The following is a 23,531-nucleotide window of genomic DNA, read 5'->3' as shown; positions in this document are numbered from 1 at the left end:
TAGGAAACGGAAAAAAGCCCATGCCGAAGCGCCAAGACATCAAATCGATCCTCATCATCGGCGCAGGACCGATCGTCATTGGCCAGGCTTGCGAATTCGACTACTCCGGCACCCAGGCCTGCAAGGCGCTGAAGGAGGAAGGCTACCGCGTCATCCTCGTCAACTCCAACCCGGCAACGATCATGACCGATCCGGGTCTCGCCGACGCCACTTACGTCGAGCCGATCACCCCCGAAGTCGTCGCCAAGATCATCGCCAAGGAGCGCCCCGACGCGCTGCTGCCGACCATGGGCGGCCAGACGGCGCTCAACACCGCGCTCTCCCTGAAGCGCATGGGCGTGCTCGATCGCTACAATGTCGAGATGATCGGCGCCAAGCCGGCCGCCATCGACATGGCCGAAGACCGCGCGCTGTTCCGCGAAGCCATGGAGCGCATCGGCCTTGAGACCCCGCGCTCGATGCTCGCCAACGCCACCGACATCAAGGACGCCGACCGCAAGACGCATGAGGCCGAGCGCAACAAGCTCAAGGAAAGCCTTTCCGGCGCCGAACTCGACAAGGCGCTCGACGCGCTGGAAAACCAGTGGAACCTCGGCGAGACCGACCGCAAGCAGCGCTACATAAGCCACGCTATGGCGATTGCCGCCCAGGCAATCGACGTCGTCGGCCTGCCCGCCATCATCCGCCCCTCCTTCACCATGGGCGGCACCGGCGGCGGCATTGCCTATAACCGCTCGGAGTTCTTCGAGATCATCGGCGGCGGCCTCGATGCCTCGCCGACGACGGAAGTCCTGATCGAAGAATCGGTTCTCGGCTGGAAGGAATATGAAATGGAAGTCGTCCGCGACAAGGCGGACAACTGCATCATCATCTGCTCGATCGAAAACATCGACCCGATGGGCGTCCACACGGGCGACTCGATCACTGTCGCGCCGGCTCTGACGCTGACCGACAAGGAATACCAGATGATGCGCAACGCCTCGATCGCGGTTCTGCGCGAGATCGGCGTCGAGACCGGCGGCTCGAACGTTCAGTTCGCCGTCAACCCGAAGGACGGCCGCCTCGTCGTCATCGAGATGAACCCGCGCGTCTCGCGCTCGTCGGCGCTGGCATCGAAGGCCACCGGCTTCCCGATCGCCAAGGTCGCAGCCAAGCTCGCCATCGGCTACACGCTCGACGAACTCGACAACGACATCACCGGCGGCGCGACGCCGGCCTCGTTCGAACCGTCGATCGACTACGTCGTCACCAAGATCCCGCGCTTTGCCTTCGAGAAGTTCCCGGGCGCCTCGCCGGTTCTGACCACGGCCATGAAGTCGGTCGGTGAAGTCATGGCGATCGGCCGCACCTTCGCCGAATCGCTGCAGAAGGCGCTGCGTGGTCTCGAAACCGGCCTCACCGGCCTCGACGAAATCGAAATCCCCGGCGTGGAGGAAGGCGAAGGCAGCCAGAACGCCATCCGCGCCGCCATCGGCACGCCGACGCCTGATCGCCTGCGCATGGTCGCACAGGCACTGCGCATGGGCATGAGCCCAGAAGAAGTGCACGAAGGCTGCAAGATCGACCCGTGGTTCATCGCCCAGTTCAAGGCGATCATCGACATGGAAGCCCGTGTTCGCGAGCACGGCCTGCCCACCGATGCCGCCAACCTGCGCACGCTGAAGGCCATGGGCTTCTCCGACGCGCGCCTCGCGACCCTGTCGGGCAAGCGCCCGAAGGAAGTGGCGGAACTGCGCAATTCGCTGAACGTCCGCCCGGTCTTCAAGCGCATCGACACCTGCGCCGCCGAATTCGCCTCGCCGACCGCCTACATGTATTCGAGCTACGAGACGCCCTTCGTCGGCGCCGCCCGCTCGGAAGCCGAAATCTCCGACCGCAAGAAGGTCGTCATCCTCGGCGGCGGTCCGAACCGTATCGGCCAGGGCATCGAGTTCGATTATTGCTGCTGCCATGCCGCGTTCGCTCTGCGCGACGCCGGCTATGAAGCCATCATGATCAACTGCAACCCGGAAACCGTCTCGACCGACTACGACACCTCCGATCGCCTCTACTTCGAGCCGCTGACAGCCGAAGACGTGATCGAAATCCTGCGCGCTGAGCAGGAAAAGGGCGAAGTCGTCGGCGTCATCGTGCAGTTCGGCGGCCAGACCCCGCTGAAGCTCGCCGAAGCGCTGGAAAAGAACGGCATCCCGATCCTCGGCACCGCGCCTGACATGATCGACCTTGCCGAAGACCGCGACCGCTTCCAGAAGCTCCTGATCAAGCTCGACCTGACACAGCCGAACAATGGCATCGCCTACTCGGTCGAGCAGGCCCGCCTCGTCGCCACCGAGATCGGCTTCCCGCTGGTCGTTCGCCCGTCCTACGTTCTGGGTGGCCGCGCCATGCAGATCATCCACAACGAGAGCATGCTGCAGACCTATCTGCTCGACACCGTTCCGGAGCTGGTGCCTGAAGACATCAAGCAGCGCTACCCGAACGACAAGACCGGCCAGATCAACACGCTGCTCGGCAAGAACCCGCTGCTCTTCGACAGCTACCTGTCGAACGCCATCGAAGTCGACGTCGACTGCCTCTCGGACGGCAAGGACGCTTTCATCGCCGGCATCATGGAGCATATCGAGGAAGCCGGCATTCACTCCGGCGACTCGGCTTGCTCGCTGCCTCCGCGCACGCTCTCGCCCGAGATGATCGACGAGCTCGAGCGCCAGGCGAAGTCGATGGCCAAGGCACTCAACGTCGTCGGCCTGATGAACGTGCAGTTCGCCATCAAGGACGGCACCGTCTACGTGCTCGAAGTCAATCCGCGCGCCTCGCGTACCGTTCCCTTCGTCGCCAAGGCCATCGGCGCCCCGATCGCAAAGATCGCCGCCCGCGCCATGGCCGGCGAAAAGCTCGATCCGCTGTTTGCCGCCTATGGCGAGAAGCCGGATCCGCGCAACCTGAAGCACATCGCCGTCAAGGAAGCCGTCTTCCCGTTCGCCCGCTTCCCCGGCGTCGACACGCTGCTCGGCCCGGAAATGCGCTCGACCGGCGAAGTCATCGGCCTCGACACCGATTTCGCGCTGGCCTTCGCCAAGTCGCAGCTCGGCGCCAGCGTCGAACTGCCGCGTGACGGAACGGTCTTCGTATCGGTACGCGACGACGACAAGCCGCGCGTCCTTCCCGCGATCCGCATGCTGGTCGAACAGGGCTTCAAGGTTCTGGCCACCGGCGGCACCGCCCGCTTCCTCGCCGAAAACGGCATCGAGGCCGTGAAGATCAACAAGGTGCTCGAGGGCCGTCCGCACATCGAGGACGCGATCCGCAACCGTCAGGTCCAGCTGGTCATCAACACGACCGATAGCAACAAGGCGATCTCCGACTCCAAGTCGCTGCGCCGCGCGACGCTGATGCAGAAGGTGCCTTATTACACCACCATGGCCGGCGCCGAGGCAGCCGCCCAGGCGATCAAGGCGCTCAAGGCCGGCAACCTCGAAGTTCGCCCGCTGCAGAGCTACTTCGCCTAAGATATCAAGGCCGGCCGTGACCCTTCACGGCCGGCTTTTCCGCCGCACGACGGCCAACGCGGCGACACGCCGAAGTGTCGCAAAACGCGACAATCCACCTGAGATTTCAAACCCTTCGCGATCATGTTACGATATCCCCACACGTGAGGGGCATCGATGGGCAAGAATATCGTCATTCTGTTCGATGGCACGTCGAACGAAATCTCCGCTGACCGCACCAATGTTCTGAGGCTGTTCGGCGTTCTCGACCGCAGCGACAAGCAGATCGTCTATTACGATCCCGGCGTCGGCACTTTCGGGGCCGCCAATGCCTGGTCCAACGCCTACCGCAAGACGGTCGAGCTCTGGGGCCTGGCGACAGGATGAGGCCTCGATCAGAACGTCAAGGAAGCCTACCGCTTCCTCGTCGACAACTACGAGCCCGGCGAACCGGGGGACGATCAGGAATACCGGGATCGCGACAACATCTACATCTTCGGTTTCAGCCGCGGCGCCTATACGGCACGGGTGCTGGCAGGTTTCGTCCATTCGCTCGGGCTGATGAGCAAGTACCACGTCAATCTGATCGACTAGGCCTACAACACCTACAAGGGCATCTCCGAAAGCGAGCAGCAACAGGGCGGAGCGGATGCCGCCGATGTCGATTGGGACGCACCCTCGGCCTTCAAGACCATGCGCCTTTACGAGCGCACGCTGAAGACCGACCGCCCGCCGATCAAGCTGCTCGGCCTCTTCGACACCGTGTCCTCGGTCATCGTCTGGGGCAAATGGCGCCCGCAACTCCTGACGCTTCCCTTCACCGATCGCAATCCGAGCGTCGAAGTGGTCCGCCACGCGCTCGCCATCGATGAGCGGCGAACCATGTTCAATCCGCTTCCCTGGCGGCCGGGACAGGACTACTGGGGCGGCCCCTTCAAGCCACCGACACCGCCCCCGCAGAACGTGAAGGAAGTCTGGTTCTCAGGCGTCCACGGCGATATCGGCGGCGGCTATCCGGAAGCGGAGAGTGCGACAATCAAGATACCACTCGCCTGGATGATCGCCGAGACCCGAAGCACCGGCCTCACCTATAACGACGACGCGGTCAACGAACTCGTCCATGGCGACAACCCGACGAAGAGCTATGTCCGGCCGGCCCCAACGGCACCGCTGCACGACTCCATGAACTGGGCATGGAGGCTGCTCGAATATGTGCCGAGGCGTGTGCCGATCACCTCCTGGCGCAAGCGCGGCGACACGACGCGCATCTACCTGCCGCTGGCCGACCGCCGCTTCATACCCGACGGCGCCTCACTGCACCAATCGGTGATCGACCGATTGTCGTCGACGACAGCACCGCCCTACGCGCCGCCGAACCTGCCGCTACGCTTCGAGACGGAGCCCTGGAGCAACGACGGCCCGCCACCATCAGAAGATTCTAAGGTCGTTCCGATCACTCCGGCCGCTTGAAATAGGCCTCAAGCCGGTAGCCATCAGGATCGATGACGAAGGCGGCATAATAGAACTGGCTGTAATCCGGCCGCACGCCCGGCGCACCATTGTCGGTTCCGCCATTGGCAAGGCCTGCCGCGTAAAATGCATCGACGGACTCCTCGCTCGGCGCGACGAAGCAAAAATGCAGCCCCGACTCCATGTCAGGCACCACAGGCCGCGCCACCTCGCCGACCCATAGCCCCACCCGATCGGCGCCATAGCCGCTGACATTGCCGAAATTCGTCAGCCGCTCATAGCCGAGCGGGGCCAGCGCGGCATCGTAGAACGCCTGCGACTTCTCAAGGCTCTTCACACCAATCGACACATGATCGAACATAAACGGTCTCCAGATTGTTTTGCCGGCAACGCTACAACATTCGCGCCGAAGCGCCATGGCAATTCGCAAGGCGAGCGATCGTCAGGCCGCCATGCCCGCCATCAGCTCCCGCACCCGCACCATATCCGCCCGAAACAGCGCCATCTCCTCCGCCTTCAGCCGCTCGTCGGGAATGCGCAGCAGATAGGACGGGTGGACGGTGACGAACAGTGTTCGTTCCTTCCCCATCCTGATCGGCTGCCCCCTGATATCCGACAGCTTGTGCTTCGTATCCGTCAGCGCCGTCAGCGCGGTGGCGCCCATGGCGACGATCAGCTTCGGCTTGACGAGTTCGATCTCCAGATTGAGCCACCAGCGGCAATGCGTGACCTCGCCCATATTCGGCCTCTGATGGATGCGGCGCTTGCCGCGCGGCTCGTATTTGAAGTGCTTCACCGCATTGGTCACATAGACCGACCGCCGGTCGATTCCCGCCTCGCCCGCCACCTGATCGAACACCTTGCCCGCGGGCCCGACAAACGGCCGCCCGGCGAGATCCTCCTGATCTCCAGGCTGCTCACCGACGAACATCACGTTTGCATTCTCGGGTCCCTCGCCGAACACCGTCTGCGTCGCCTTCTCGTGCAGCGGGCAGCGGGTGCAGACGGCCGCCTCCTCACGAAGCGCCGCCAGCGTGCCCACCGGCGCCCTAGGTGCTGCGGGCACCCGGCGCGCGGCTTCCTGCAGCCGGTCGTGAAACGGCAGCGGCTCGCTCGCCTGGCGTTTCGCCATCGCCAGAACCTTGCTTTCCGCGTCGGCTATCATGCCCGGAATGAGATCGGCCTCGGGCAGGTTCTTCCAGTATTTCTTCGGCATCTCCGCTTGCATCGCCTTCACCTTCAGGCGCGCCGGATTGAAAATGTTGGCGTAATAGGTCCGCCACAGCTGGTCGGCCGGATCGGTGAGATCGGGCTTCTCGCACGGATCATGGCTGACAGTCAGCTTCTCGCCATCCCAGGCAGCCGAGCCCCTGGGCGTCGCAATCACCCAGTCCATGTCGTTGAACCGCTTGTGGAAGAACGGCGCCTTGCGGGCGACGATGTGATGATCAGGCTCGAACCAGGCGAGAAACTTCCGCCGCCCGTTGAGCGAGATCCCCGACCCCACCTCCTTGAACCGAACGAAGGCCGTCATCTTGTGAGCGTCACGCCGCACGCTCTTGTCCATCGCGCGTGCCCTCGCCACGTCCTCGTCCGAGGCGACGTCGAGCAAAGAGCGATCACTTTGCAGCCGCCAAAGCAGCCGGTAGAGCAGATAAAACCGCATCGGATCGCTATGGCAGATCACCGCCTCCGCAAGCCCGATGAAGGCGGGCGGCACCGTCAGTGGCTTGGAAGCTTCGAGCGCCGGCAGCTTCGGTACGGTATCAGGCGCCGCAAACAGATCCGTCTCGCGATACCGCTCCCGCCATTCGATCTCCTCGGGCGCGACACCCGAGGCAGCCAGCCGCCGCGCCGCGTCGCGCCACTCGGCCAATTCTCCCCGGCCCTCCAGCAACACGGTAATCATCACAGCAACGACAATTGTTCCGGCTTCGGGTCGAACATCGCCCTCAGATCCGGCCGGTCGATCAGCCGGCGCGGCGACCAGCCCTCGGCTGAAATGAACGCCTGCACCTTCTTGATCGACACACCGAGCCGCGTCAGGTCCTCTATCCGCAGCTTTCGGAAGCGTCGCGCCGAGAGGATCGATTTCACCGTCCTCGTCCCCAGCCCCGGCACCCGAAGCAGGGTCTCGCGCGGCGCCTTGTTGATATCGACCGGAAAATCGCTGCGGTTGCCGAGCGCCCAGGCAAGCTTCGGGTCCAGATTGAGGTCGAGCATCCCGCCGTCCTGCGAGGACGTGATCTCGTCGATCCCGAAACCATAGAAGCGATAGAGCCAGTCCGCCTGATAAAGCCGGTGCTCGCGCATTAAGGGCGGCTTGATCAACGGCAGGTTCTTCGAAGAGTCGGGAATGGGGCTGAAAGCCGAGTAGTAAACGCGCCTCAGCCCATAGCTTCCATAAAGCTGCGCGCTGGTCCCGAGAATCGTCGCGTCATTGGCCCCGTCGGCCCCAACGATCATCTGCGTGCTCTGCCCGCCCGGCACGAAACGCTTGCGCCGCTTGGTCTGCAATGTCGGCTCGGACGCCGCCTCGATCTTCAATCGGAGATCGCCCATCGAGCGACGAATGCTGGCCGGCTTCTTTTCCGGCGCCAGTTGGGCGATGCCGCGATCGGTCGGGAGCTCGATGTTGAGCGACAGACGGTCGGCATAAAGCCCGGCCTCCTCGATTAGATGCGGCGAGGCCTCGGGAATGGATTTCAGATGGATGTAACCGCGGAAATTATGCGTGGTGCGCAGCTCGCGCACGATCCGTACCATCTCCTCCATCGTGTGGTCGGAGGAACGGATGATCCCCGAGGACAGGAACAGCCCCTCGATATAGTTGCGCCGATAGAACTCCAGCGTCAGCCAGATAACCTCTTCCGGCGTGAACCGCGCCCGCTCCACATTGCTGGACGAGCGGTTGATGCAGTACGCGCAGTCGTAGATGCAGAAGTTGGTCAGCAGTATCTTCAACAGCGAAATGCATCGTCCATCCGGCGCATAGGCGTGGCAGATGCCGGCACCCTCCGTCGAACCGAGCCCGCCGGTCGTTCCGGAATCGCGCTTCGTCGTGCCGCTGGAAGCGCAGGAGGCATCATACTTGGCCGCATCCGAAAGGATGGCCAAACGCTCTTCAAGGGACTTCTTCATGCCTATGTTCACTATATGTTCCGTCGCTAACAGTCAAGAAAACGCCGTTGCGATTGATGATTTTCAAGTTTTGCGCGAATAGCCGCCGAAGGTTGCAAGTCAGGTTATCGAATTTTCTGGAAATTCGCGGCGGCGATCTGCTATAACCCCAAATCAATGACGATGTAGCACGGTTCCGAAGTTCCACTTCGGGACCTGTTTTCTTTTGTGTCTGCGCCTAAGCGGATACAGGGACTGAAGGACAGGAAAATGGTTGATAAGGTACCGATGACGCAGGGTGGGTTTGTCAAGCTGCAGGAAGAACTGCGCTGGCGCCAGCAGGAAGAGCGCCCGCGTATCATCGAGGCAATCGCAGAAGCCCGTGCCCATGGCGACCTTTCGGAAAACGCCGAATATCACGCTGCCAAGGAAGCGCAGAGCCACAATGAAGGCCGCATCGGCGAGCTTGAGGATCTGACCGCACGCGCTGAAGTCATCGACCTTTCCAAGATGTCCGGCAGCACGATCAAGTTCGGCGCCAAGGTGAAGCTCGTCGACGAGGACACCGAGGAAGAAAAGACCTACCAGATCGTCGGCGACCAGGAAGCCGACGTGAAGCAGGGCCGCATCTCCATTTCCTCCCCGATCGCCCGCGCGCTGATCGGCAAGGAGGTCGGCGACTCGATCGAAGTCAACGCGCCGGGCGGCTCCAAGGCCTACGAAGTGCTCGCCATCACCTGGGGCTGATGGACATTGGCAGATCGCCGCCAAGCAGCTGTTGTCGATATTGCTGACGTCGAGATCATAGCGCCGAACTTCAAGAAGCGGCTCTCCGGCGTCACGTCGACCATCATCCAGCTCATTCCAGTGCAGCGCGCCCTCGGCCAGAGGGTTGCGGCACTGGGACCCGGCTTGCCGGTCGATCTGCCCCACATCCGTTTCAGAGACCTCCTCCAACTTTGGACGGCACCTCGCGGCCGGCGCTTCCGCATCTGGCATGCGCGCCGCAATATCGAGATGCTGCCGGCGATCTTCATGCGCGATATCCTGCGCATGAAGCTGAAGATCGTATTCACGTCCGCTTCGCAGCGCCGCCACAGCGGCTGGACGAAATGGCTGGTCTCCAGGATGGATGCCGTCATCGCCACCAGCGGCCGGACCGCGGACTATCTGGAAGTGCCAAACAGCGTGGTCATGCATGGCATCGACACCGCCCGATTTTCGCCCCCGGCAGACAAGGCAGAGGCAAAGCGCGCCTGCGGGCTCGACGTCGGCAAGAATGTCATTGGTTGCTTCGGACGCGTCCGCCACCAGAAGGGAACCGACCTTTTCGTCGACAGCATGATCCGCGTGCTGCCCACCCGGCCGGACTGGATCGCCATCGTTGCCGGGCGTGCTACGCCTCAGCACATCAGCTTCGAGAACGACCTCAAGGACCGCGTCGCCGCCGCAGGATTGGCGGACCGCATGCTCTTCGTCGGCGAGCATACCAACATCAACGACTGGTACCGTACGCTCGACCTTTTCATCGCGCCTCAGCGCTGGGAAGGCTTCGGCCTGACCCCGCTCGAGGCCATGGCAACTGCCGTTCCCGTGATCGCCACGGATGTTGGCGCCTTCCCGGAACTGCTGGTCACCGGCGAAAACGAGACAGGCGTCATCATACCGCGCGACAACCTTCAAGCCATGGCCGACACCGCGGCAGGCTTCATGGACGAGGCCGACCGGCGACATGCGGCGTCGGCAAGAGCCCGCGCGCATGCGATGGAAAAATTCAGCATCGAGGGCGAAGCGCAGCGGCTGAACGCGGTCTATATGTCTGTATAGCGCCGTCGCGATGTTTACGGGTTTCCTGAGATCGCCTAAAAAACAAGGCGGCTTGAATGAACAATAGTGCAAACGGGTAACAATAGGTCCATGTCGAGAGCTGAACAGCACTTGAAGATTTTCGTATCGTCGCTGACGCGTCGTCGGCCAGAGATGCTGAATGCGCTTCTCGGCTCCTGGGCAGGAATGACTATTCCGGACAACTGCACGGTGACGTTTCTGATTGTCGAAAACGATACGGAGCAGACCGCCGCTGCCGTTATGGAAGCCAACCGTGGGAACTTCCCGAATTCTAACCTCCTTTATGTCCTGGAGACGGAACTCGGCATTCCTTTCGGCAGAAATCGCGCGGCCAAGGAAGCGATCGCCGCAGACGCCGATCTCCTGCTGTTCGTCGACGACGACGAGGAGGTTGCGGAAGACTGGCTGGTCCGCATGATCGACGGCTATCGCCGGAGCAATGCAGCCCTTCTCGGCGCACCGTTGCGTTCGCGTCCGCCCGAAGCCAAACTCTCCTATATCCAGCAACGAATGTACGAGAACGTCGAGGCCCGCTACGCCCAGAAGGAGGCGCGCGCAAAGCAGCTCGCGACCCTCAATTCGACCGATCGTGTCACGATCGTCACCAATAACTGGCTGGCGGAGCTTTCGATCTTCAAGACGCATAACATCTGGTTCGACGAAGCGATGCGCTACACGGGCGGCACGGACTCCAAGCTTTACGCCGACGTGCGCCGTGCCGGTCTTGTCACTGGCTGGGTCTCGGATGCATTTGTGTATGAAACGATCCCGCCAGAGCGCCTGAGCTTCGCCTATCAGTATCGCCGCGCACGAGATCAATCGAACACGCATATCCGGCGGAAGAGCCAGACGCTCGGCCGCCCCGCGATCGTCGGGGTTCTGCCGGTGCCGCTCAAAGCCGTGATCCTGCTCGGTCAGCTGATCGCCATCCCGTTGACCGGCGGCAAGACTATGCTTGATGCCGCGCGAACAATGGGCTGGATATCCGGACGCATCGGCTACGTCGCCGGAACGAAGTCGTCGCTCTACAGCGAAGTGACGGGCAGCTAGTACAGATCTGGTCTTGCGCGTGATGGTGGACGGATCCCGCCACCATCATCCTACACCTCAGGACCGCATTGCGCAGGCTTGCGGCCTACCAACACAATCACACCTCGACTAGCCCCAGCCGCTTCACCTGACGGATCGTCAGCATCGTGCGCACGGTGTCGACGTGCTCGTTTGCGGTCAGCACTTCGATCACGAAGTCCTGGAAGCGCGTCAGGTTTTCGGCGACGCAATGCAGCAGGAAGTCGCTATCGCCCGAGACCATCCATGCCTGACGCACCAGCGGCCATTGTGCGGTGGCAGCGGCAAACGCCTTCAGGTTGGCTTCCGACTGGTGCTTGAGGCCGACCATGCAGAAGGCGACCAGATCGAAGCCGAGCTTCGGGCTGTTCAGCATCGCGTGATAGCCTTCGATGATGCCGGATTCTTCGAGCTTGCGCACGCGTCGCAGGCACGGCGGAGCCGAGATTCCGACCCTGTCGGCGAGCTCGACGTTGGTCATCCGGCCGTCTGCCTGCAGCTCGCGCAGGATCTTTATGTCGATGGCATCGAGTTCAGCGCGAACCACGCTTGTGCCTTTCTTTAATTTCCCTGCGCCAGCTTCTATATAAAGCGACGCAATACGCAAGATTGTTTCGCGCTCGCGTCGGAATCTTGCACAGCAGCCGGGAATGCCTTGTTGGTAACGCAAGGCTGCCCTTGAATAAAAGCATTGGTCGTTCATAAATGGCGAATGGATCGCGCTACGGTCGCCTTCGCTTTTGGCCGCCGCGTCCTGCCAGTTGAAAGGAATACACACATGTCCGCCCGCCACACCAAGGTCCTCATCATCGGATCCGGCCCTGCCGGCTATACCGCTGCCGTCTATGCAGCGCGCGCCATGCTGAAGCCGGTCCTGATTGCCGGGATGGAGCAAGGTGGACAGCTGATGATCACCACGGATGTCGAGAACTATCCGGGCTTTGCCGATCCGATCCAGGGTCCGTGGCTGATGGACCAGATGCTGCAGCAGGCCAAGCACGTCGGCGCGGAGATCGTCAGCGACATCGTCACCGAGGTCGAGATGAACACGCGTCCCTTCGTGGCGCGCACCGATAGCGGCCAGGTCTGGACGGCAGATACATTGATCATCGCAACCGGCGCCAAAGCCAAGTGGCTCGGCATCGAGAGCGAACAGCATTTCCAGGGCTTCGGCGTTTCGGCCTGCGCCACTTGCGATGGCTTCTTCTATCGCAACAAGGACGTGATCGTCGTCGGCGGCGGCAACAGCGCCGTGGAGGAAGCCCTCTATCTCTCCAACATCGCGAAGTCGGTCACCGTGGTGCACCGTCGCGACAGCTTCCGCTCGGAAAAGATCCTGCAGGAGCGCCTGTTCGCCAAGGAAAACATCAAGGTGCTGTGGAACACGGAAGTCGCCGAAATCACCGGCACGCCCGCCAAGCCGCCGATGCCGCCGTCCGTCTCGGGCGCCCGCCTGCGCGATACACGCACCGGTGCGATCAGCGACGTGGCAATCGATGGTGTCTTCGTTGCCATCGGGCACGCGCCGGCAACGGAGCTCTTCAAGGACAAGCTCAAACTGAAGGACAACGGCTACATCTGGACCGCTCCTGACTCGACGGCAACCAACGTCGAAGGCGTCTATGCCGCTGGCGACGTGACGGACGACACGTTCCGCCAGGCGGTCACCGCTGCCGGCATGGGGTGCATGGCCGCTCTCGAAGCCGAACGTTATCTGACGGGCCACATGCCTGTCGCCGTGGCCGCGGAGTAAGATCGGCATGAGGGGTGGGGGAATGCCATTGGACTGGGACAAGCTGCGTATTTTTCACGCAGCTGCCGAAGCCGGATCGTTCACGCATGCGGCCGACAAGCTGCATCTGTCCCAATCCGCAATCAGCCGGCAGGTCAGCGCGCTGGAGCAGGACGTCGGGACCAAGCTCTTCCACCGCCATGCGCGCGGCCTGATTCTCACCGAACAGGGTGAACTGCTCTACCGCACTGCGCACGACGTGCTGCTGAAGCTCGAAACGGTGAAGATGCAACTCACCGAAACGACGGAAACGCCGACCGGCAAGCTGCGCGTCACGACGACTGTCGGCCTCGGCCAGGGCTGGCTGACGGACAAGATTCAGGAGTTCATGCAGCTCTATCCTGATGTCCAGATCCAGCTCATCCTCGACAACGAGGAAGTGGATGTGAACATGCGCTATGCGGATTGCGCCATCCGCCTGCGCCAGCCGGTCCAATCAGACCTGATCCAGCGCAAGCTGTTCACCGTGCACATGCACGTCTACGCGGCCCCCTCCTATATCAACAGGTATGGCGAACCGCAGACGGTCGAGGATCTCGACAATCACCGCATCATCACCTTCGGCGAACCGGCACCGAACTATCTGCTCGACGTAAACTGGCTGGAGGTCGCCGGCCGTTCCTCCGACAACAAGCGCATTCCGCATCTGCAGATCAACAGCCAGACCTCGATCAAGCGCGCCTGCCTGCTCGGCATGGGCGTCGCCTGCATGCCCGACTACATCGTCGGCCGCGATCCGGGCCTGATCCAGTTGCCGATCAACGCCGACGTGCCGTCGTTCGACACCTACTTCTGCTACCCCGATGAAATGAAGAATGCGGCGAAGCTCAAGGCCTTCCGCGACTTCATCGTCAGCAAGGCGAGAAACTGGAACTTCTAGTTGTTTCTCGCCTGAAAGTGCAAGCTGTGCAACTTACGCATGACTGGCATGCATAAACGGGGGTTGCCGTTTGCCCATTAAAGCACCATATCGCACTCAGCTGATGCACACGGTGGCTTTTCCTCCCAGTTCCACCGCATTAGCTGTTCCCCTCTGGAGGTTTTTACCTTCACACCTATAAGGGCCCCGGCTTTCCGGTGGCCCTCTTTTTTTGCCCGCTTTTTCCGCACCGCAACAACGAAATGCTGCATTGCATAGCAGGCATGCGCAAACAGGCATTGAAATATGCCTGCGAAAGCATCATATCGCACTCAGCTGATGCACTTTGGTGGTTCTCTCCCAGTGCCACCGCGTTAGCTGTTCCCCTCTGGAGGTTTATTGACCTTCATACCTTAAAGGGCCCCGACATTTCGGTGGCCCTCTTTTTTTGCTTAAAATTTAACCACGCAAAACCCAGCCATCTCACTGTGTCGTGACTTGAATATCGAAAAGCACCAATCCATATATCGACAGAAGGCGATATATGGTTCGATGAAAGACGATGGACAAAGACGAAATCCTCAAGGCCCTCTCCCACCCGACGCGGCTGGAGATCCTGAACTGGCTGAAGAACCCGCAAGATCATTTCAGCTCGCAGGAACATCCGCTCGAGATGGGCGTCTGCGCCAGCCAGTTTGAGCGCTGCGGCCTGTCGCAGTCGACCGTCTCCGCGCACCTGGGCACGCTCAGCCGCGCCGGCCTCGTTACAACGAGGCGCGTCGGCCAATGGATTTTCTACAAACGCAACGAAGAAACCATTGCTGCCTTCTTGAAGCAGCTCACTCAGGATTTGTGATAATGCCCCTCGCCCTTCTTGTGCTGGCCTTGAGCTCCTTTGCGATAGGTACGACGGAATTCGTCATCATGGGCCTCCTGCCCGAGGTCGCCGCTGATCTCTCGGTCACGATTCCCCAGGCCGGGTGGCTTGTCACCGGCTACGCGCTGGCAGTTGCCATTGGCGCCCCGATCATGGCTGTTTCGACCGCGCACCTGAAACGGCGCACCGCGCTGATTGCCTTGATGGCGTTCTTCATTGCCGGCAACCTACTCTGCGCCCTCTCCCCGAATTACTGGGTATTGATGATCGCGCGCATCGTTACGGCACTTTGCCACGGCGCATTCTTCGGGATCGGTTCGGTCGTTGCCGCCAATCTCGTCGCCCCGGACCGCAAGGCTCGTGCCGTCGCGCTGATGTTTACCGGCCTCACGCTTGCAAACGTCCTCGGTGTGCCGCTTGGCACAGCCATCGGCCAGGCATACGGCTGGCGGTCGACCTTCGCTGTTGTCACCGCGATCGGTATCGTGACCATTGCTGGTCTGATCGCCATCCTGCCGAGAGATCGCGATGAGGAACAGGGCAACATCTTCCGCGAGATCGCCGCGCTGAAGAACGGGCATCTCTGGCTGGCACTCTCGACCACGGTCTTCTTTGCCGCTTCGATGTTTGCGCTTTTCACATACATCGCTCCTTTGCTGCGCGACGTTACGGGCCTTTCGCCTGAAGGCGTTACCTGGACGCTGTTCCTGATCGGCCTCGGCCTGACCATCGGCAACCTCCTGGGCGGCAAGGCCGCGGACTGGAAGCTTGGAGCAACGCTCGCCGGCATCTTTGCCCTGATCGCCATCACCTCGGTCGCCTTCAGCTTCACCAGCCCCTTCCTTGTTCCAGCCGAGATCACCCTCTTCCTCTGGGCAATGGCAAGCTTTGCCGCGGTACCGGCGCTTCAGGTTGGCGTCGTGCGCTTCGGCAAGGACGCGCCGAACCTCGTGTCCACGATCAACATCGGCGCCTTCAACACCGGCAACGCGCTCGGCGCCTGGGCTGGCGGGCTGGTCATCGACGCAGGTTTCAACCTCACCCGTGTACCGCTTATCGCCGCGCTGCTGGCACTGATCGGACTGGTCGCCACGGCATTCACCTATCTTTCCGCCAAGGGCCGGGCAGTGCCTGCCCTTGCCGAATGATCCTCCCGTAAACGAAGAAAGGACTCCCATGAGCAAGCTTTTCGAACCAACACAGGTCGGCGACATCGCCGTCAAGAACCGCATCGTCATGGCTCCGCTGACGCGCAACCGCTCCCCGGGCGCAGTTCCGAACGACCTGAACGTCGAATACTACCGCCAGCGCGCAACCGCCGGTCTCATCGTCACGGAAGCAAGCGCCATCACGCACCAGGGCCAAGGCTACGCCGACGTCCCCGGCCTCTATACCAAGGAAGCCCTCGACGGCTGGAAGCGCGTGACGTCGGCCGTGCATGAGGAAGGCGGCAAGATCGTCGTGCAGATGTGGCATGTCGGCCGTATCTCGCACACCACGCTGCAGCCGAATGGCGGCAAGCCCGTCTCCTCGACCAACACGGTCGCGAAGTCGAAGACGTACCTCGTCAACCCGGATGGCACCGGCAGCTTTGCCCCGACCTCCGAGCCGCGTGCGCTGGAAGCCTCGGAACTCTCCGGCATCGTCGAAGATTACCGCAAGGCAGCTCGCGCAGCGATCGAGGCCGGTTTCGATGGCGTCGAGATCCACGCTGCAAACGGCTACCTTATCGACCAGTTCCTCCGCGACGGCATCAACGATCGCACCGACCAGTACGGCGGCTCGATCGAGAACCGCGCTCGCTTCCTGTTCGAGGTTGTCGATGTGATCACCAAGGAAATCGGCGCTCGCCGCACCGGCATCCGCATCTCGCCTGTAACGCCCGCCAACGACGCCGCGGACTCCAATCCGCAGCCGGTCTTCACATACGTGGTCGAGAAACTGGCCAAGTATGATCTCGCCTACGTACACGTCATCGAAGGCGCAACCGGCGGCGACCGTGCCTTCCAACAGGGCGACAAGCCCTTTGACTACCAGGCGCTGCGCGCAGCCTACGAAAAGGCCGGTGGCAAGGCGAGCTGGATGGTCAACAACGGCTACGACCGCGAACTGGCGATCGATGCGGTTGAGAGCGGACGTGCCGATCTTGTCGCCTTCGGCAAGCCGTTTATCGCCAACCCGGATCTGGTTCAGCGTCTGAAGAACAACCTTCCCCTCGCCGGCCTCGATCAGGCAACCCTCTACGGCGGCGGTTCGAAGGGCTATGTTGATTATCCCGCATTGGAAACGGCTGCCTGATAGCAGCGATCCGAACGATGAAATCCCGCCCAACGGCGGGATTTCTTTTTCAGGCGGGCCGGGTAGCATACGCCATGTTCGAATCTTCTCTCGCGCGTTGGCAGCTGATCGCGGACGGCGACCCCATCGTTACCCATTGCAGCCATTTGCTGCCCGTGCGCTGGAACGGCAAGCCGGCAATGCTGAAGATTGCCCATGACGATGCCGAGCGAGCCGGCGGGGCGCTGATGCAGTGGTGGGATGGTATAGGCGCCGCCAAGGTCTACGCCCATAGCAAGGAAGCAATATTGCTTGAGCGCGCCACGGGCAGCCGCTCCCTGCTGACGATGGCGATGAATGGCGAGGACGATCAGGCAAGCAGGCTTATCTGCCAGACGGCAGCAAAGCTGCACGCTCCCCGCGCCAAACCACACCCGGCACTCATTCCGCTGCACCATTGGTTCCGAGAGCTTGAGCCGGCCGCGCGGACACACGGCGGCGTCCTCCCGCATTCGAGCAGGATAGCAACGGCACTTCTTGCCGAGCCTCGTGATCCCGTCGCTCTCCATGGCGACATCCACCACAGCAATATTCTCGACTTCGAGGAGCATGGCTGGTTGGCGATCGACCCCAAGGGCCTGATCGGTGAGCGCGGCTTCGACTTCGCCAACATCTTTGCCAATCACGACCTGCCGAGCACCAACCAGCCCGCTCGAATGGAACGGCAACTCGCGATCGTCACCACAGAGGCCGACCTCGACCCCATGCGCACGCTGCGCTGGATCATCGCCTATGCGGGCCTATCGGCGGCCTGGTTCCTCGGCGATGGCTCCACCGAAGCGGCCGAAAGCCCGCTGACCGTCGCCCGCATTGCTATCGCCATATTGGAGCGAGGTTAGGACGGCTGTCGCGTGAGCCGGGGCTGAACGCCGGCCACCGGCATCTCCGGCAGACAGCCCAATGCCGCTAGCGACGCTCTCACCGCCTCGTCGACCGGTGTATGCGGTTCCTCGCCGAGTTCCGCCACGAGCCGGTCATTCGCCATCCGCAGCGGTTCGCGCCAGAGATAGCGCATCTCCTTCAGCTCGCGCATGAATGTCACGAAGGGTGCGGCGAGCGGCACGATCCACCAGGGAAACGCCCGGACTTTCGCCTTTCCTCCGACAGCCCGGTTGATTGCGGCGGCCATCATGCTGCCGTCCGCATCCCAGAACCCGTTCATGTGATAGACCGCAAATGCCGGCAGCGTGGCCGACCGCTCGACAAGGCGGACCATTGTTTCCGCCACATCGGGAAGATAGGCCCACTGGTGGCCGACGCCGCGCCTTGCAGGGTTCTTGATCGCGGTAACCGGTTTTGCCGGCGCGACCATGCCCTGCGAGAACCAGCTGTTTGCAGCATTGGCACCGAAAAAGTCGCCGGCACGCACGATAATCACGCCGACGCCATTCTGCGACGCCACGCGCAGGCGCCGTTCCATTTCGACGCGGATCGCACCCTTCTTCGTCACCGGATGCTGAGGACTGTCTTCGCGTAACGTCGGAAACGAGTCGGGTCCGAAATTGTAGATCGTGCCCGGCAGAAGGATGAGTGCGCCGTATTCCCGTGCAGCGGCAATCGTGTTGTCGAGCATCGGAAGCACCAGCTTTTCCCAGTCCCGATAGCCGGGAGGATTGACGGCATGCACGATCAGATCGACACCCCTCGCCGCTTCCATGACATCGCCGGACTTCATCGCATCGCCGCGAAGCCATTCGAAGCCGGTCTTGTTGGCCCCGGCCTTGGTCGGATTGCGATGCATTGCCCGGATCTGCCAACCAGCGCTCATGAGCTTGCGTGCAACCTCGCCGCCAATCCCGCCAGTCGCGCCGAGAACAAGAGCAATCTTCTGTCTTTCGTCGGTCATTCAAACCTCCATCACGTTCGATGGGCCGACTATGCGCCGACATCAACATAAACAAAATTGACGAAAATCGTGCAGCCGTTATACATATTTTTATGGACATGGAGCCGAACTGGGATTTTTACCGCACCTTGCTGGCAGTGCTCCAGCACGGTTCGCTTTCTGCCGCAGCCCGCGAACTCGGGCTGACGCAACCGACCATTGGCCGTCACATCGATGCGCTCGAAGACACCATCGGCGCCCAGCTCTTTGTCCGCTCGTCAAACGGATTGCTGCCGACCGAAGCAGCCCTGGAGCTGCGCCCTTATGCCGAGGCCCTGGCGGCAACATCAGCGGCGCTGCTGCGCACGGCATCCGGCAGTCGCGGTCGTGTTGGCGGTACGGTTCGCATCAGCGCGAGCGAAGTGATCGGCGTGGAAGTGTTGCCGCGGATCCTCGTCCCCCTCATGGACGCCTATCCGGATCTAGACATCGAACTGTCCGCGTCGGACGCCATTGAGGATCTGCTGAACCGCGAGGCTGATATTGCGATCCGTATGACCGCCCCTGCCCAGGATGCGCTCGTCGCGCAGCGCATCGGCGATATCCCGCTCGCCTTTCACGCGCACCGTCGTTACCTCGACAAATATGGAAGGCCGCAGTCTCTCGACGATCTTGCCGGCCACCGCCTCATCGGCTTCGATCGCCAGACCGCCTATATCCGCAGCCTCGTCAAGCAATTCCGGATCCCCCAAGACATCGACTTTTCCTTCAAGGCCGATAGCCCGCTCGCGCAGCTTTCGGCCATCCGTGCCGGCCTTGGGATCGGCATCTGCCAGAATGGGCTTGCGGCACAAGACCCCGACCTAGAGCACATCCTGGCTGACGTCTTCGAGATACCGCTCGGAACATGGGTGGTCATGCACGAGAGCATCAGGACGACGCCACGCTATCGCGTCACATTCGATGCGCTGGTGGAAGGCTTGACGGATTATGTAAGGAAAACAGGGCGCAGAAATCCCGCCTGACCAACTGTTCAGACAGGAATTGCCATGTGGTCAAGCACCCGGAGAAGCTTCAGCCGAACGGGTCTTCCAGTTTCCGTCGACCACTTCGGTCTCCGGTCTGTCACCGCCTTCGGCATATTCTTCATGCCATTTTCCCTTGTCGTCTTGCCAGCTGATCTCGGCGGAATCGCCGCCGACCTGCTGTTCGGCCGCTACGATGCGAGCAGCTTCAAGCGCTTCGGAATGTGTCGGGAATGCCTCGGAATACACATCTCCCAGCCGGTAGGCCCAGCCCCCGTCATGCGGGACGACTTCATAGACCACCTTGACCATGCATTTCACTCCTCTTCTTTTCTGCTCACCCGAACACCGACCGGACTGAATCCAGTTCCGCCGCGGGCCGCGTGGCAAGAAAACGAAGGGCGCCGCGATATGCTTCCGGCTGACCGATGCGTTAGTATTCCATTAAATCGCCCAGACTGCAAACCACGCGGATCAGCCCGCTCACTTGATATGTAAAATCATCGCCTTAGACTTGAGAGGTGAATCAAAATCGGAGCCGTCCATTGGCGATTGCGTCGCGCTTGAAAGACGAAAGATATCTCCTCGTGGCGCTCGTCGTCGGGGTGATCGCCTTCACCACGGAACATGCCGTCCTCGAGATGGGGCAAGGCGTGGTGCTGGGCGCGGCAGCAGCCCTCGTCGGCACGATCGTGCTGGCATCGATGCGCGTCGCCCACCATGCCGAAATCCTCGCGGTCAAGGTCGGTGATCCCTACGGCACGATGATCCTGACGCTCTCCGCCGTGGCGGTCGAGGTTATCATCCTCGCCATCATGATGAGCGGTGAAGGCTCTCCCACCCTCGTCCGCGACACGATTTATTCGGCCCTGATGCTCGACATCAACGGCATCCTGGGGCTGGCCGCCCTCCTCGGCGGCCTCAAGCACGGCGAGCAGCCCTATAATGACAACTCCGGCAAGACCTACGGCGTCATGATCCTGACGGCGATGGGCATATCGATGATCGTTCCGGAATTCGTGCCCGATGACAAATGGCACTATTATTCGGCCTTCACGATCGTCGCCATGATTGCGCTCTACGCCTTGTTTCTGCGGATGCAGGTCGGCCAGCACAGCTATTTCTTCAGCTACAGCTATCCGCGCGCCGAACGAAAGAAAGACGCCACCGATGACCATCATGAAGAGGAATCGGCAACGGCCTCCATCGTGACCATTCTCGTCGGCGTCGTCATCATCGGCGCGCTGGCGGAATTCATGTCCACCTTCATGACATCGGGCCTGAGAGGCACCGGCGCGCCGATCGCCCTCACCGCCATCGTTGTCGCCGCGATCTCGGCGGCGCCCGAAATCCTGACGGCATTGCGCGCTGCGCTACGCAACCGAATGCAGGCGACCGTCAACATAGCCATGGGCGCGTCCCTCTCGACCGTGATCCTGACGGTACCGGTCATGGAGGGCATCGCGCTTTACACCGGCCAGCCTTTCGTGATGGCCATGACCCCGGTGCAAACCGTAATGGTCGCCATCACCCTCATCGCCGCGGCCATCAACCTGAACGACGGGGAAACGAACGCGATCGAAGGGATGACCCACTTCATCCTCTTCGCAACCTTCCTCATGTTGTCGGCATTGGGGCTGTGAAGCAGCGATAGACCGAGACAAACAAGCGCGTCTCGCCTTGGCGCACATCGCTCAATCCAGCCGCCACATGGGGTGCATCAACTCGCAAGTTTCCTTGATACTTATTTAAGCTATCGCCGATAAAAGATGAAAACTTGAACCGAGGTGGAGAGCTAAACGATGCGGGTCAATTCTATTACGTCGGCCCCGTCCCTGCCACTTGTGGTCGACATCGTAGAAAAGTCCCTCCTGCTCATCGCCTGCGTGGCCGTCTGGTGGCGTGTTGTGCCGCACATGGCCGGCGCCTCGGCAATCATCGATACGCTGGTGCTGACATCGGAGGCCGTTGCGGTCCTCTTCATTCTTCTGCGGCGTCCAACCAAGACGCTTTCCCGCAATCCCCGGGACTGGGCCTTTACGGCGATCGGCACATTTTGTCCGCTTCTCGTCGCCCCGAGTGCTGCCGAACCGATTGCACCGATCGCGGTAGCGCTCTTCTTCACGATCGCCGGCTTCTTTTTGCAGATCTCGGCAAAGCTGGCGCTGCGGCGCAGCTTCGGGCTCGCCCCCGCCAATCGCGGCGTCAAGATCGGCGGACCCTACCAGTTGCTGCGTCACCCAATGTATGCAGGCTACCTGCTGACGCACATCGCCTTCCTGACGGTTCATCCAAGCATCTGGAACCTGCTCGTCTATTCTACCTGCCTTGTCGCCCAGTGCTTCCGGATCCTGGCGGAAGAACGGATTCTTGGCGAGGATGCCGCCTACCGCGACTTCGCCAAGTCGACGCGATATCGCCTGATCCCGTTCGTCTTTTAGACCCGGCAAACAATACCCAAAACAAAAAGCCCGCCTGGAGGAAACCAGGCGGGCTTTGCTATTGGATGTTCTGAAACGGCTTACTTGCAGGCGCCGCAGAAACGCTGGATGCGCTTGCAGGCTTCCTCGAGAAGTGCCTCGGAGGTCGCGTAGGAGATGCGGAAGTTCGGGCCAAGGCCGAAGGCCGAGCCATGAACGACTGCGACGCCTTCGGTCTCCAGCAGTTCCGAAACGAAGTCTTCATCGGTCTCGATGACCTTGCCCGACGGGGCCGTCTTGCCGATCAGGCCGGCGCAGGACGGATAGACGTAGAACGCACCTTCCGGCGACGGGCACGTGATGCCCTTGGCCTGGTTCAGCATCGATACGACGAGGTCGCGGCGACCTTCGAAGATCTTCTTGTTTTCAGGAATGAAGTCCTGCGTCCCGTTCAGCGCCTCGACGGCGGCCCACTGGGCAATCGAGGTCGCGCCCGAGGTCTGCTGACCCTGGATCATGTCCATCGCCTTGATGAGCTGGATCGGGCCGGCAGCGTAGCCGATACGCCATCCGGTCATCGCGTAGGCCTTGGAGACGCCGTTCATCGTCAGCGTGCGGTCGTAGAGCTTCGGCTCGACTTCGACGGGCGTGACGAACTTGAAGTCGCCGTAGGTCAGGTGCTCGTACATGTCGTCGGTCAGCACCCAGACATGCGGGTGCTTGAGCAGGACGTCGGTCAGCGCCTTCAACTCGTCATGGGTATAGGCAGCACCCGACGGGTTGGACGGCGAGTTGAAGATGAACCACTTCGTCTTCGGCGTGATTGCCTTGTCGAGATCGGCAGCCTGAAGCTTGAAATTGTTCTCCTGGGTCGCGGAGACGACAACTGGCGTGCCGCCGCACAGCGATACCATTTCCGGGTAGGAAACCCAGTACGGCGCCGGAATGACAACTTCATCGCCCGGATTCAGCGTCGCCATGAAGGCGTTGAAAAGAATCTGCTTTCCGCCGGTGCCGACAATCGTCTGCTCCCAGGAATATTCCAGACCGTTTTCGCGCTTGAACTTCGCAGCAATCGCCTTGCGCAGTTCCGGGATACCGGAGACCGGCGTGTACTTCGTCTCGCCGCGATTGATCGCGTCGATGGCAGCCTTCTTGATATTGTCAGGCGTATCGAAGTCGGGTTCACCGGCACCAAGGCCGATCACATCGCGCCCCTTGGCTTTCAGCTCGCGCGCTTTCTGGGAAACGGCGATGGTGGCTGAAGGCTTCACACGGGAAAGAGCATCGGCAAGAAAGGCCATGATATCGGTCCTATACGGTTGATTTGGGCAGAAACCCGGGACCGGAATTCTGCGCTAAGCTCTATGTCCAATGTGAGCAGGCATTTCAAGCTCAAAGG

At 61.3% G+C, this 23,531-nt stretch carries 20 protein-coding genes and 1 pseudogene; 14 read left to right on the top strand and 7 right to left on the bottom strand.

Going from position 1 to position 23,531, the window contains the following annotated elements:
* Positions 1 to 20 precede the first annotated feature (20 nt).
* On the top strand, positions 21 to 3,509 hold the full coding sequence (gene carB, locus QTL94_RS15600) for a carbamoyl-phosphate synthase large subunit (RefSeq protein WP_289802489.1): 3,489 nt from the start codon (positions 21 to 23) through the stop codon (positions 3,507 to 3,509).
* Positions 3,510 to 3,665: 156 nt separating this feature from the next.
* Positions 3,666 to 4,958, top strand: a pseudogene (locus tag QTL94_RS15595) (T6SS phospholipase effector Tle1-like catalytic domain-containing protein).
* Here QTL94_RS15595 and QTL94_RS15590 read toward each other — a convergent pair.
* The 3 genes from QTL94_RS15590 to QTL94_RS15580 form a co-directional block, all read right to left on the bottom strand.
* The gene (locus QTL94_RS15590; RefSeq protein ID WP_289802488.1) at positions 4,942 to 5,319 is read right to left on the bottom strand and encodes a VOC family protein; all 378 of its coding nucleotides are present in this window, start codon (positions 5,317 to 5,319) and stop codon (positions 4,942 to 4,944) included. The pseudogene QTL94_RS15595 and the gene QTL94_RS15590 sit on opposite strands and share 17 nt — an antisense overlap.
* Positions 5,320 to 5,400: 81 nt before the next feature.
* Entirely contained in the window at positions 5,401 to 6,867 is a 1,467-nt protein-coding gene (locus tag QTL94_RS15585; protein WP_289802487.1) for a UdgX family uracil-DNA binding protein, read from the bottom strand.
* Positions 6,867 to 8,099 (bottom strand): putative DNA modification/repair radical SAM protein, encoded by a 1,233-nt coding sequence (locus tag QTL94_RS15580; protein ID WP_289802486.1) that lies wholly within the window; start codon positions 8,097 to 8,099, stop codon positions 6,867 to 6,869. The genes QTL94_RS15585 and QTL94_RS15580 overlap by 1 nt, the downstream gene beginning before the upstream one ends.
* 249 nt (positions 8,100 to 8,348) lie before the next feature.
* Here QTL94_RS15580 and greA point away from each other — a divergent pair, with 249 nt between their 5' ends.
* The 3 genes from greA (at position 8,349) to QTL94_RS15565 (ending at position 10,976) form a co-directional block, all read left to right on the top strand.
* A complete protein-coding gene (gene greA / locus QTL94_RS15575) occupies positions 8,349 to 8,825 on the top strand; it encodes a transcription elongation factor GreA (protein ID WP_065693453.1) in 477 nt (158 codons plus the stop codon).
* A gap of 6 nt (positions 8,826 to 8,831) precedes the next feature.
* Positions 8,832 to 9,905, top strand: coding sequence for a glycosyltransferase family 4 protein (locus QTL94_RS15570; protein WP_289802485.1), 1,074 nt, complete (start codon positions 8,832 to 8,834; stop codon positions 9,903 to 9,905).
* A 111-nt stretch (positions 9,906 to 10,016) separates the two neighbouring features.
* Positions 10,017 to 10,976, top strand: coding sequence for a glycosyltransferase family 2 protein (locus QTL94_RS15565; RefSeq protein WP_289802484.1), 960 nt, complete (start codon positions 10,017 to 10,019; stop codon positions 10,974 to 10,976).
* A 97-nt stretch (positions 10,977 to 11,073) separates the two neighbouring features.
* On the opposite strand, the gene QTL94_RS15560 is transcribed toward QTL94_RS15565, so the two are convergent.
* The gene (locus tag QTL94_RS15560) at positions 11,074 to 11,541 is read right to left on the bottom strand and encodes an Lrp/AsnC family transcriptional regulator (protein ID WP_065693450.1); all 468 of its coding nucleotides are present in this window, start codon (positions 11,539 to 11,541) and stop codon (positions 11,074 to 11,076) included.
* A 231-nt stretch (positions 11,542 to 11,772) separates the two neighbouring features.
* Between QTL94_RS15560 and trxB the strand changes: the two genes are divergently transcribed.
* The 6 genes from trxB to QTL94_RS15530 all read left to right on the top strand — a co-directional run bounded on the left by trxB (position 11,773) and on the right by QTL94_RS15530 (position 17,698).
* The gene (trxB, locus tag QTL94_RS15555) at positions 11,773 to 12,747 is read left to right on the top strand and encodes a thioredoxin-disulfide reductase (RefSeq protein WP_065693449.1); all 975 of its coding nucleotides are present in this window, start codon (positions 11,773 to 11,775) and stop codon (positions 12,745 to 12,747) included.
* A gap of 22 nt (positions 12,748 to 12,769) precedes the next feature.
* A complete protein-coding gene (locus QTL94_RS15550) occupies positions 12,770 to 13,666 on the top strand; it encodes a LysR family transcriptional regulator VtlR (protein ID WP_065693448.1) in 897 nt (298 codons plus the stop codon).
* 541 nt (positions 13,667 to 14,207) lie between these two features.
* Positions 14,208 to 14,501: an ArsR/SmtB family transcription factor gene (locus QTL94_RS15545; RefSeq protein ID WP_065693447.1), complete on the top strand. Its 294-nt coding sequence runs from the start codon at positions 14,208 to 14,210 to the stop codon at positions 14,499 to 14,501.
* A 2-nt stretch (positions 14,502 to 14,503) separates the two neighbouring features.
* On the top strand, positions 14,504 to 15,670 hold the full coding sequence (locus QTL94_RS15540; protein ID WP_289802483.1) for an MFS transporter: 1,167 nt from the start codon (positions 14,504 to 14,506) through the stop codon (positions 15,668 to 15,670).
* A gap of 28 nt (positions 15,671 to 15,698) precedes the next feature.
* A complete protein-coding gene (locus tag QTL94_RS15535) occupies positions 15,699 to 16,820 on the top strand; it encodes an alkene reductase (protein WP_289802482.1) in 1,122 nt (373 codons plus the stop codon).
* A gap of 74 nt (positions 16,821 to 16,894) precedes the next feature.
* Positions 16,895 to 17,698, top strand: a complete 804-nt coding sequence (locus QTL94_RS15530; protein ID WP_289802481.1) for an aminoglycoside phosphotransferase family protein — start codon at positions 16,895 to 16,897, stop codon at positions 17,696 to 17,698.
* Here the strand turns inward: QTL94_RS15530 and QTL94_RS15525 are convergent.
* Complete coding sequence (locus QTL94_RS15525; protein ID WP_289802480.1) at positions 17,695 to 18,705, bottom strand: NAD(P)H-binding protein; 1,011 nt, start codon at positions 18,703 to 18,705, stop codon at positions 17,695 to 17,697. The genes QTL94_RS15530 and QTL94_RS15525 overlap by 4 nt on opposite strands.
* A 92-nt stretch (positions 18,706 to 18,797) precedes the next feature.
* On the opposite strand from QTL94_RS15525, the gene QTL94_RS15520 reads away from it, so the two are divergent.
* Entirely contained in the window at positions 18,798 to 19,709 is a 912-nt protein-coding gene (locus QTL94_RS15520) for a LysR family transcriptional regulator (protein WP_289802479.1), read from the top strand.
* Between the two features lie 30 nt (positions 19,710 to 19,739).
* On the opposite strand, the gene QTL94_RS15515 is transcribed toward QTL94_RS15520, so the two are convergent.
* Positions 19,740 to 20,021, bottom strand: a complete 282-nt coding sequence (locus tag QTL94_RS15515) for a DUF2188 domain-containing protein (RefSeq protein WP_065693441.1) — start codon at positions 20,019 to 20,021, stop codon at positions 19,740 to 19,742.
* 233 nt (positions 20,022 to 20,254) lie between these two features.
* On the opposite strand from QTL94_RS15515, the gene QTL94_RS15510 reads away from it, so the two are divergent.
* Together QTL94_RS15510 and QTL94_RS15505 are read left to right on the top strand one after the other, a co-directional pair.
* Positions 20,255 to 21,352 carry a calcium:cation antiporter gene (locus QTL94_RS15510; protein ID WP_289802478.1) on the top strand — a complete coding sequence of 366 codons (1,098 nt, stop codon included), beginning with the start codon at positions 20,255 to 20,257 and terminating at the stop codon, positions 21,350 to 21,352.
* 159 nt (positions 21,353 to 21,511) lie between these two features.
* The gene (locus tag QTL94_RS15505; protein ID WP_065693439.1) at positions 21,512 to 22,150 is read left to right on the top strand and encodes a methyltransferase family protein; all 639 of its coding nucleotides are present in this window, start codon (positions 21,512 to 21,514) and stop codon (positions 22,148 to 22,150) included.
* Between the two features lie 80 nt (positions 22,151 to 22,230).
* On the opposite strand, the gene QTL94_RS15500 is transcribed toward QTL94_RS15505, so the two are convergent.
* Positions 22,231 to 23,433, bottom strand: coding sequence for a pyridoxal phosphate-dependent aminotransferase (locus tag QTL94_RS15500; protein WP_065693438.1), 1,203 nt, complete (start codon positions 23,431 to 23,433; stop codon positions 22,231 to 22,233).
* Positions 23,434 to 23,531: the final 98 nt, after the last annotated feature.

This window comes from Rhizobium sp. S96, from assembly GCF_030382195.1.
Classification (GTDB): domain Bacteria; phylum Pseudomonadota; class Alphaproteobacteria; order Rhizobiales; family Rhizobiaceae; genus Rhizobium.
This window is presented reverse-complemented; position numbering and strand designations above follow the sequence as displayed.

Excerpts from the sequence above, each read along its gene's own strand:
- carB (WP_289802489.1), top strand. The coding sequence starts at position 21 with ATGCCGAAGCGCCAAGACATCAAATCGATCCTCATCATCGGCGCAGGA.
- QTL94_RS15590 (WP_289802488.1), bottom strand. The coding sequence starts at position 5,319 with ATGTTCGATCATGTGTCGATTGGTGTGAAGAGCCTTGAGAAGTCGCAG.
- QTL94_RS15585 (WP_289802487.1), bottom strand. The coding sequence starts at position 6,867 with ATGATTACCGTGTTGCTGGAGGGCCGGGGAGAATTGGCCGAGTGGCGC.
- QTL94_RS15580 (WP_289802486.1), bottom strand. The coding sequence starts at position 8,099 with ATGAAGAAGTCCCTTGAAGAGCGTTTGGCCATCCTTTCGGATGCGGCC.
- greA (WP_065693453.1), top strand. The coding sequence starts at position 8,349 with ATGGTTGATAAGGTACCGATGACGCAGGGTGGGTTTGTCAAGCTGCAG.
- trxB (WP_065693449.1), top strand. The coding sequence starts at position 11,773 with ATGTCCGCCCGCCACACCAAGGTCCTCATCATCGGATCCGGCCCTGCC.
- QTL94_RS15550 (WP_065693448.1), top strand. The coding sequence starts at position 12,770 with ATGCCATTGGACTGGGACAAGCTGCGTATTTTTCACGCAGCTGCCGAA.
- QTL94_RS15545 (WP_065693447.1), top strand. The coding sequence starts at position 14,208 with ATGGACAAAGACGAAATCCTCAAGGCCCTCTCCCACCCGACGCGGCTG.
- QTL94_RS15540 (WP_289802483.1), top strand. The coding sequence starts at position 14,504 with ATGCCCCTCGCCCTTCTTGTGCTGGCCTTGAGCTCCTTTGCGATAGGT.
- QTL94_RS15535 (WP_289802482.1), top strand. The coding sequence starts at position 15,699 with ATGAGCAAGCTTTTCGAACCAACACAGGTCGGCGACATCGCCGTCAAG.
- QTL94_RS15530 (WP_289802481.1), top strand. The coding sequence starts at position 16,895 with ATGTTCGAATCTTCTCTCGCGCGTTGGCAGCTGATCGCGGACGGCGAC.
- QTL94_RS15525 (WP_289802480.1), bottom strand. The coding sequence starts at position 18,705 with ATGACCGACGAAAGACAGAAGATTGCTCTTGTTCTCGGCGCGACTGGC.
- QTL94_RS15520 (WP_289802479.1), top strand. The coding sequence starts at position 18,798 with ATGGACATGGAGCCGAACTGGGATTTTTACCGCACCTTGCTGGCAGTG.
- QTL94_RS15515 (WP_065693441.1), bottom strand. The coding sequence starts at position 20,021 with ATGGTCAAGGTGGTCTATGAAGTCGTCCCGCATGACGGGGGCTGGGCC.
- QTL94_RS15505 (WP_065693439.1), top strand. The coding sequence starts at position 21,512 with ATGCGGGTCAATTCTATTACGTCGGCCCCGTCCCTGCCACTTGTGGTC.
- QTL94_RS15500 (WP_065693438.1), bottom strand. The coding sequence starts at position 23,433 with ATGGCCTTTCTTGCCGATGCTCTTTCCCGTGTGAAGCCTTCAGCCACC.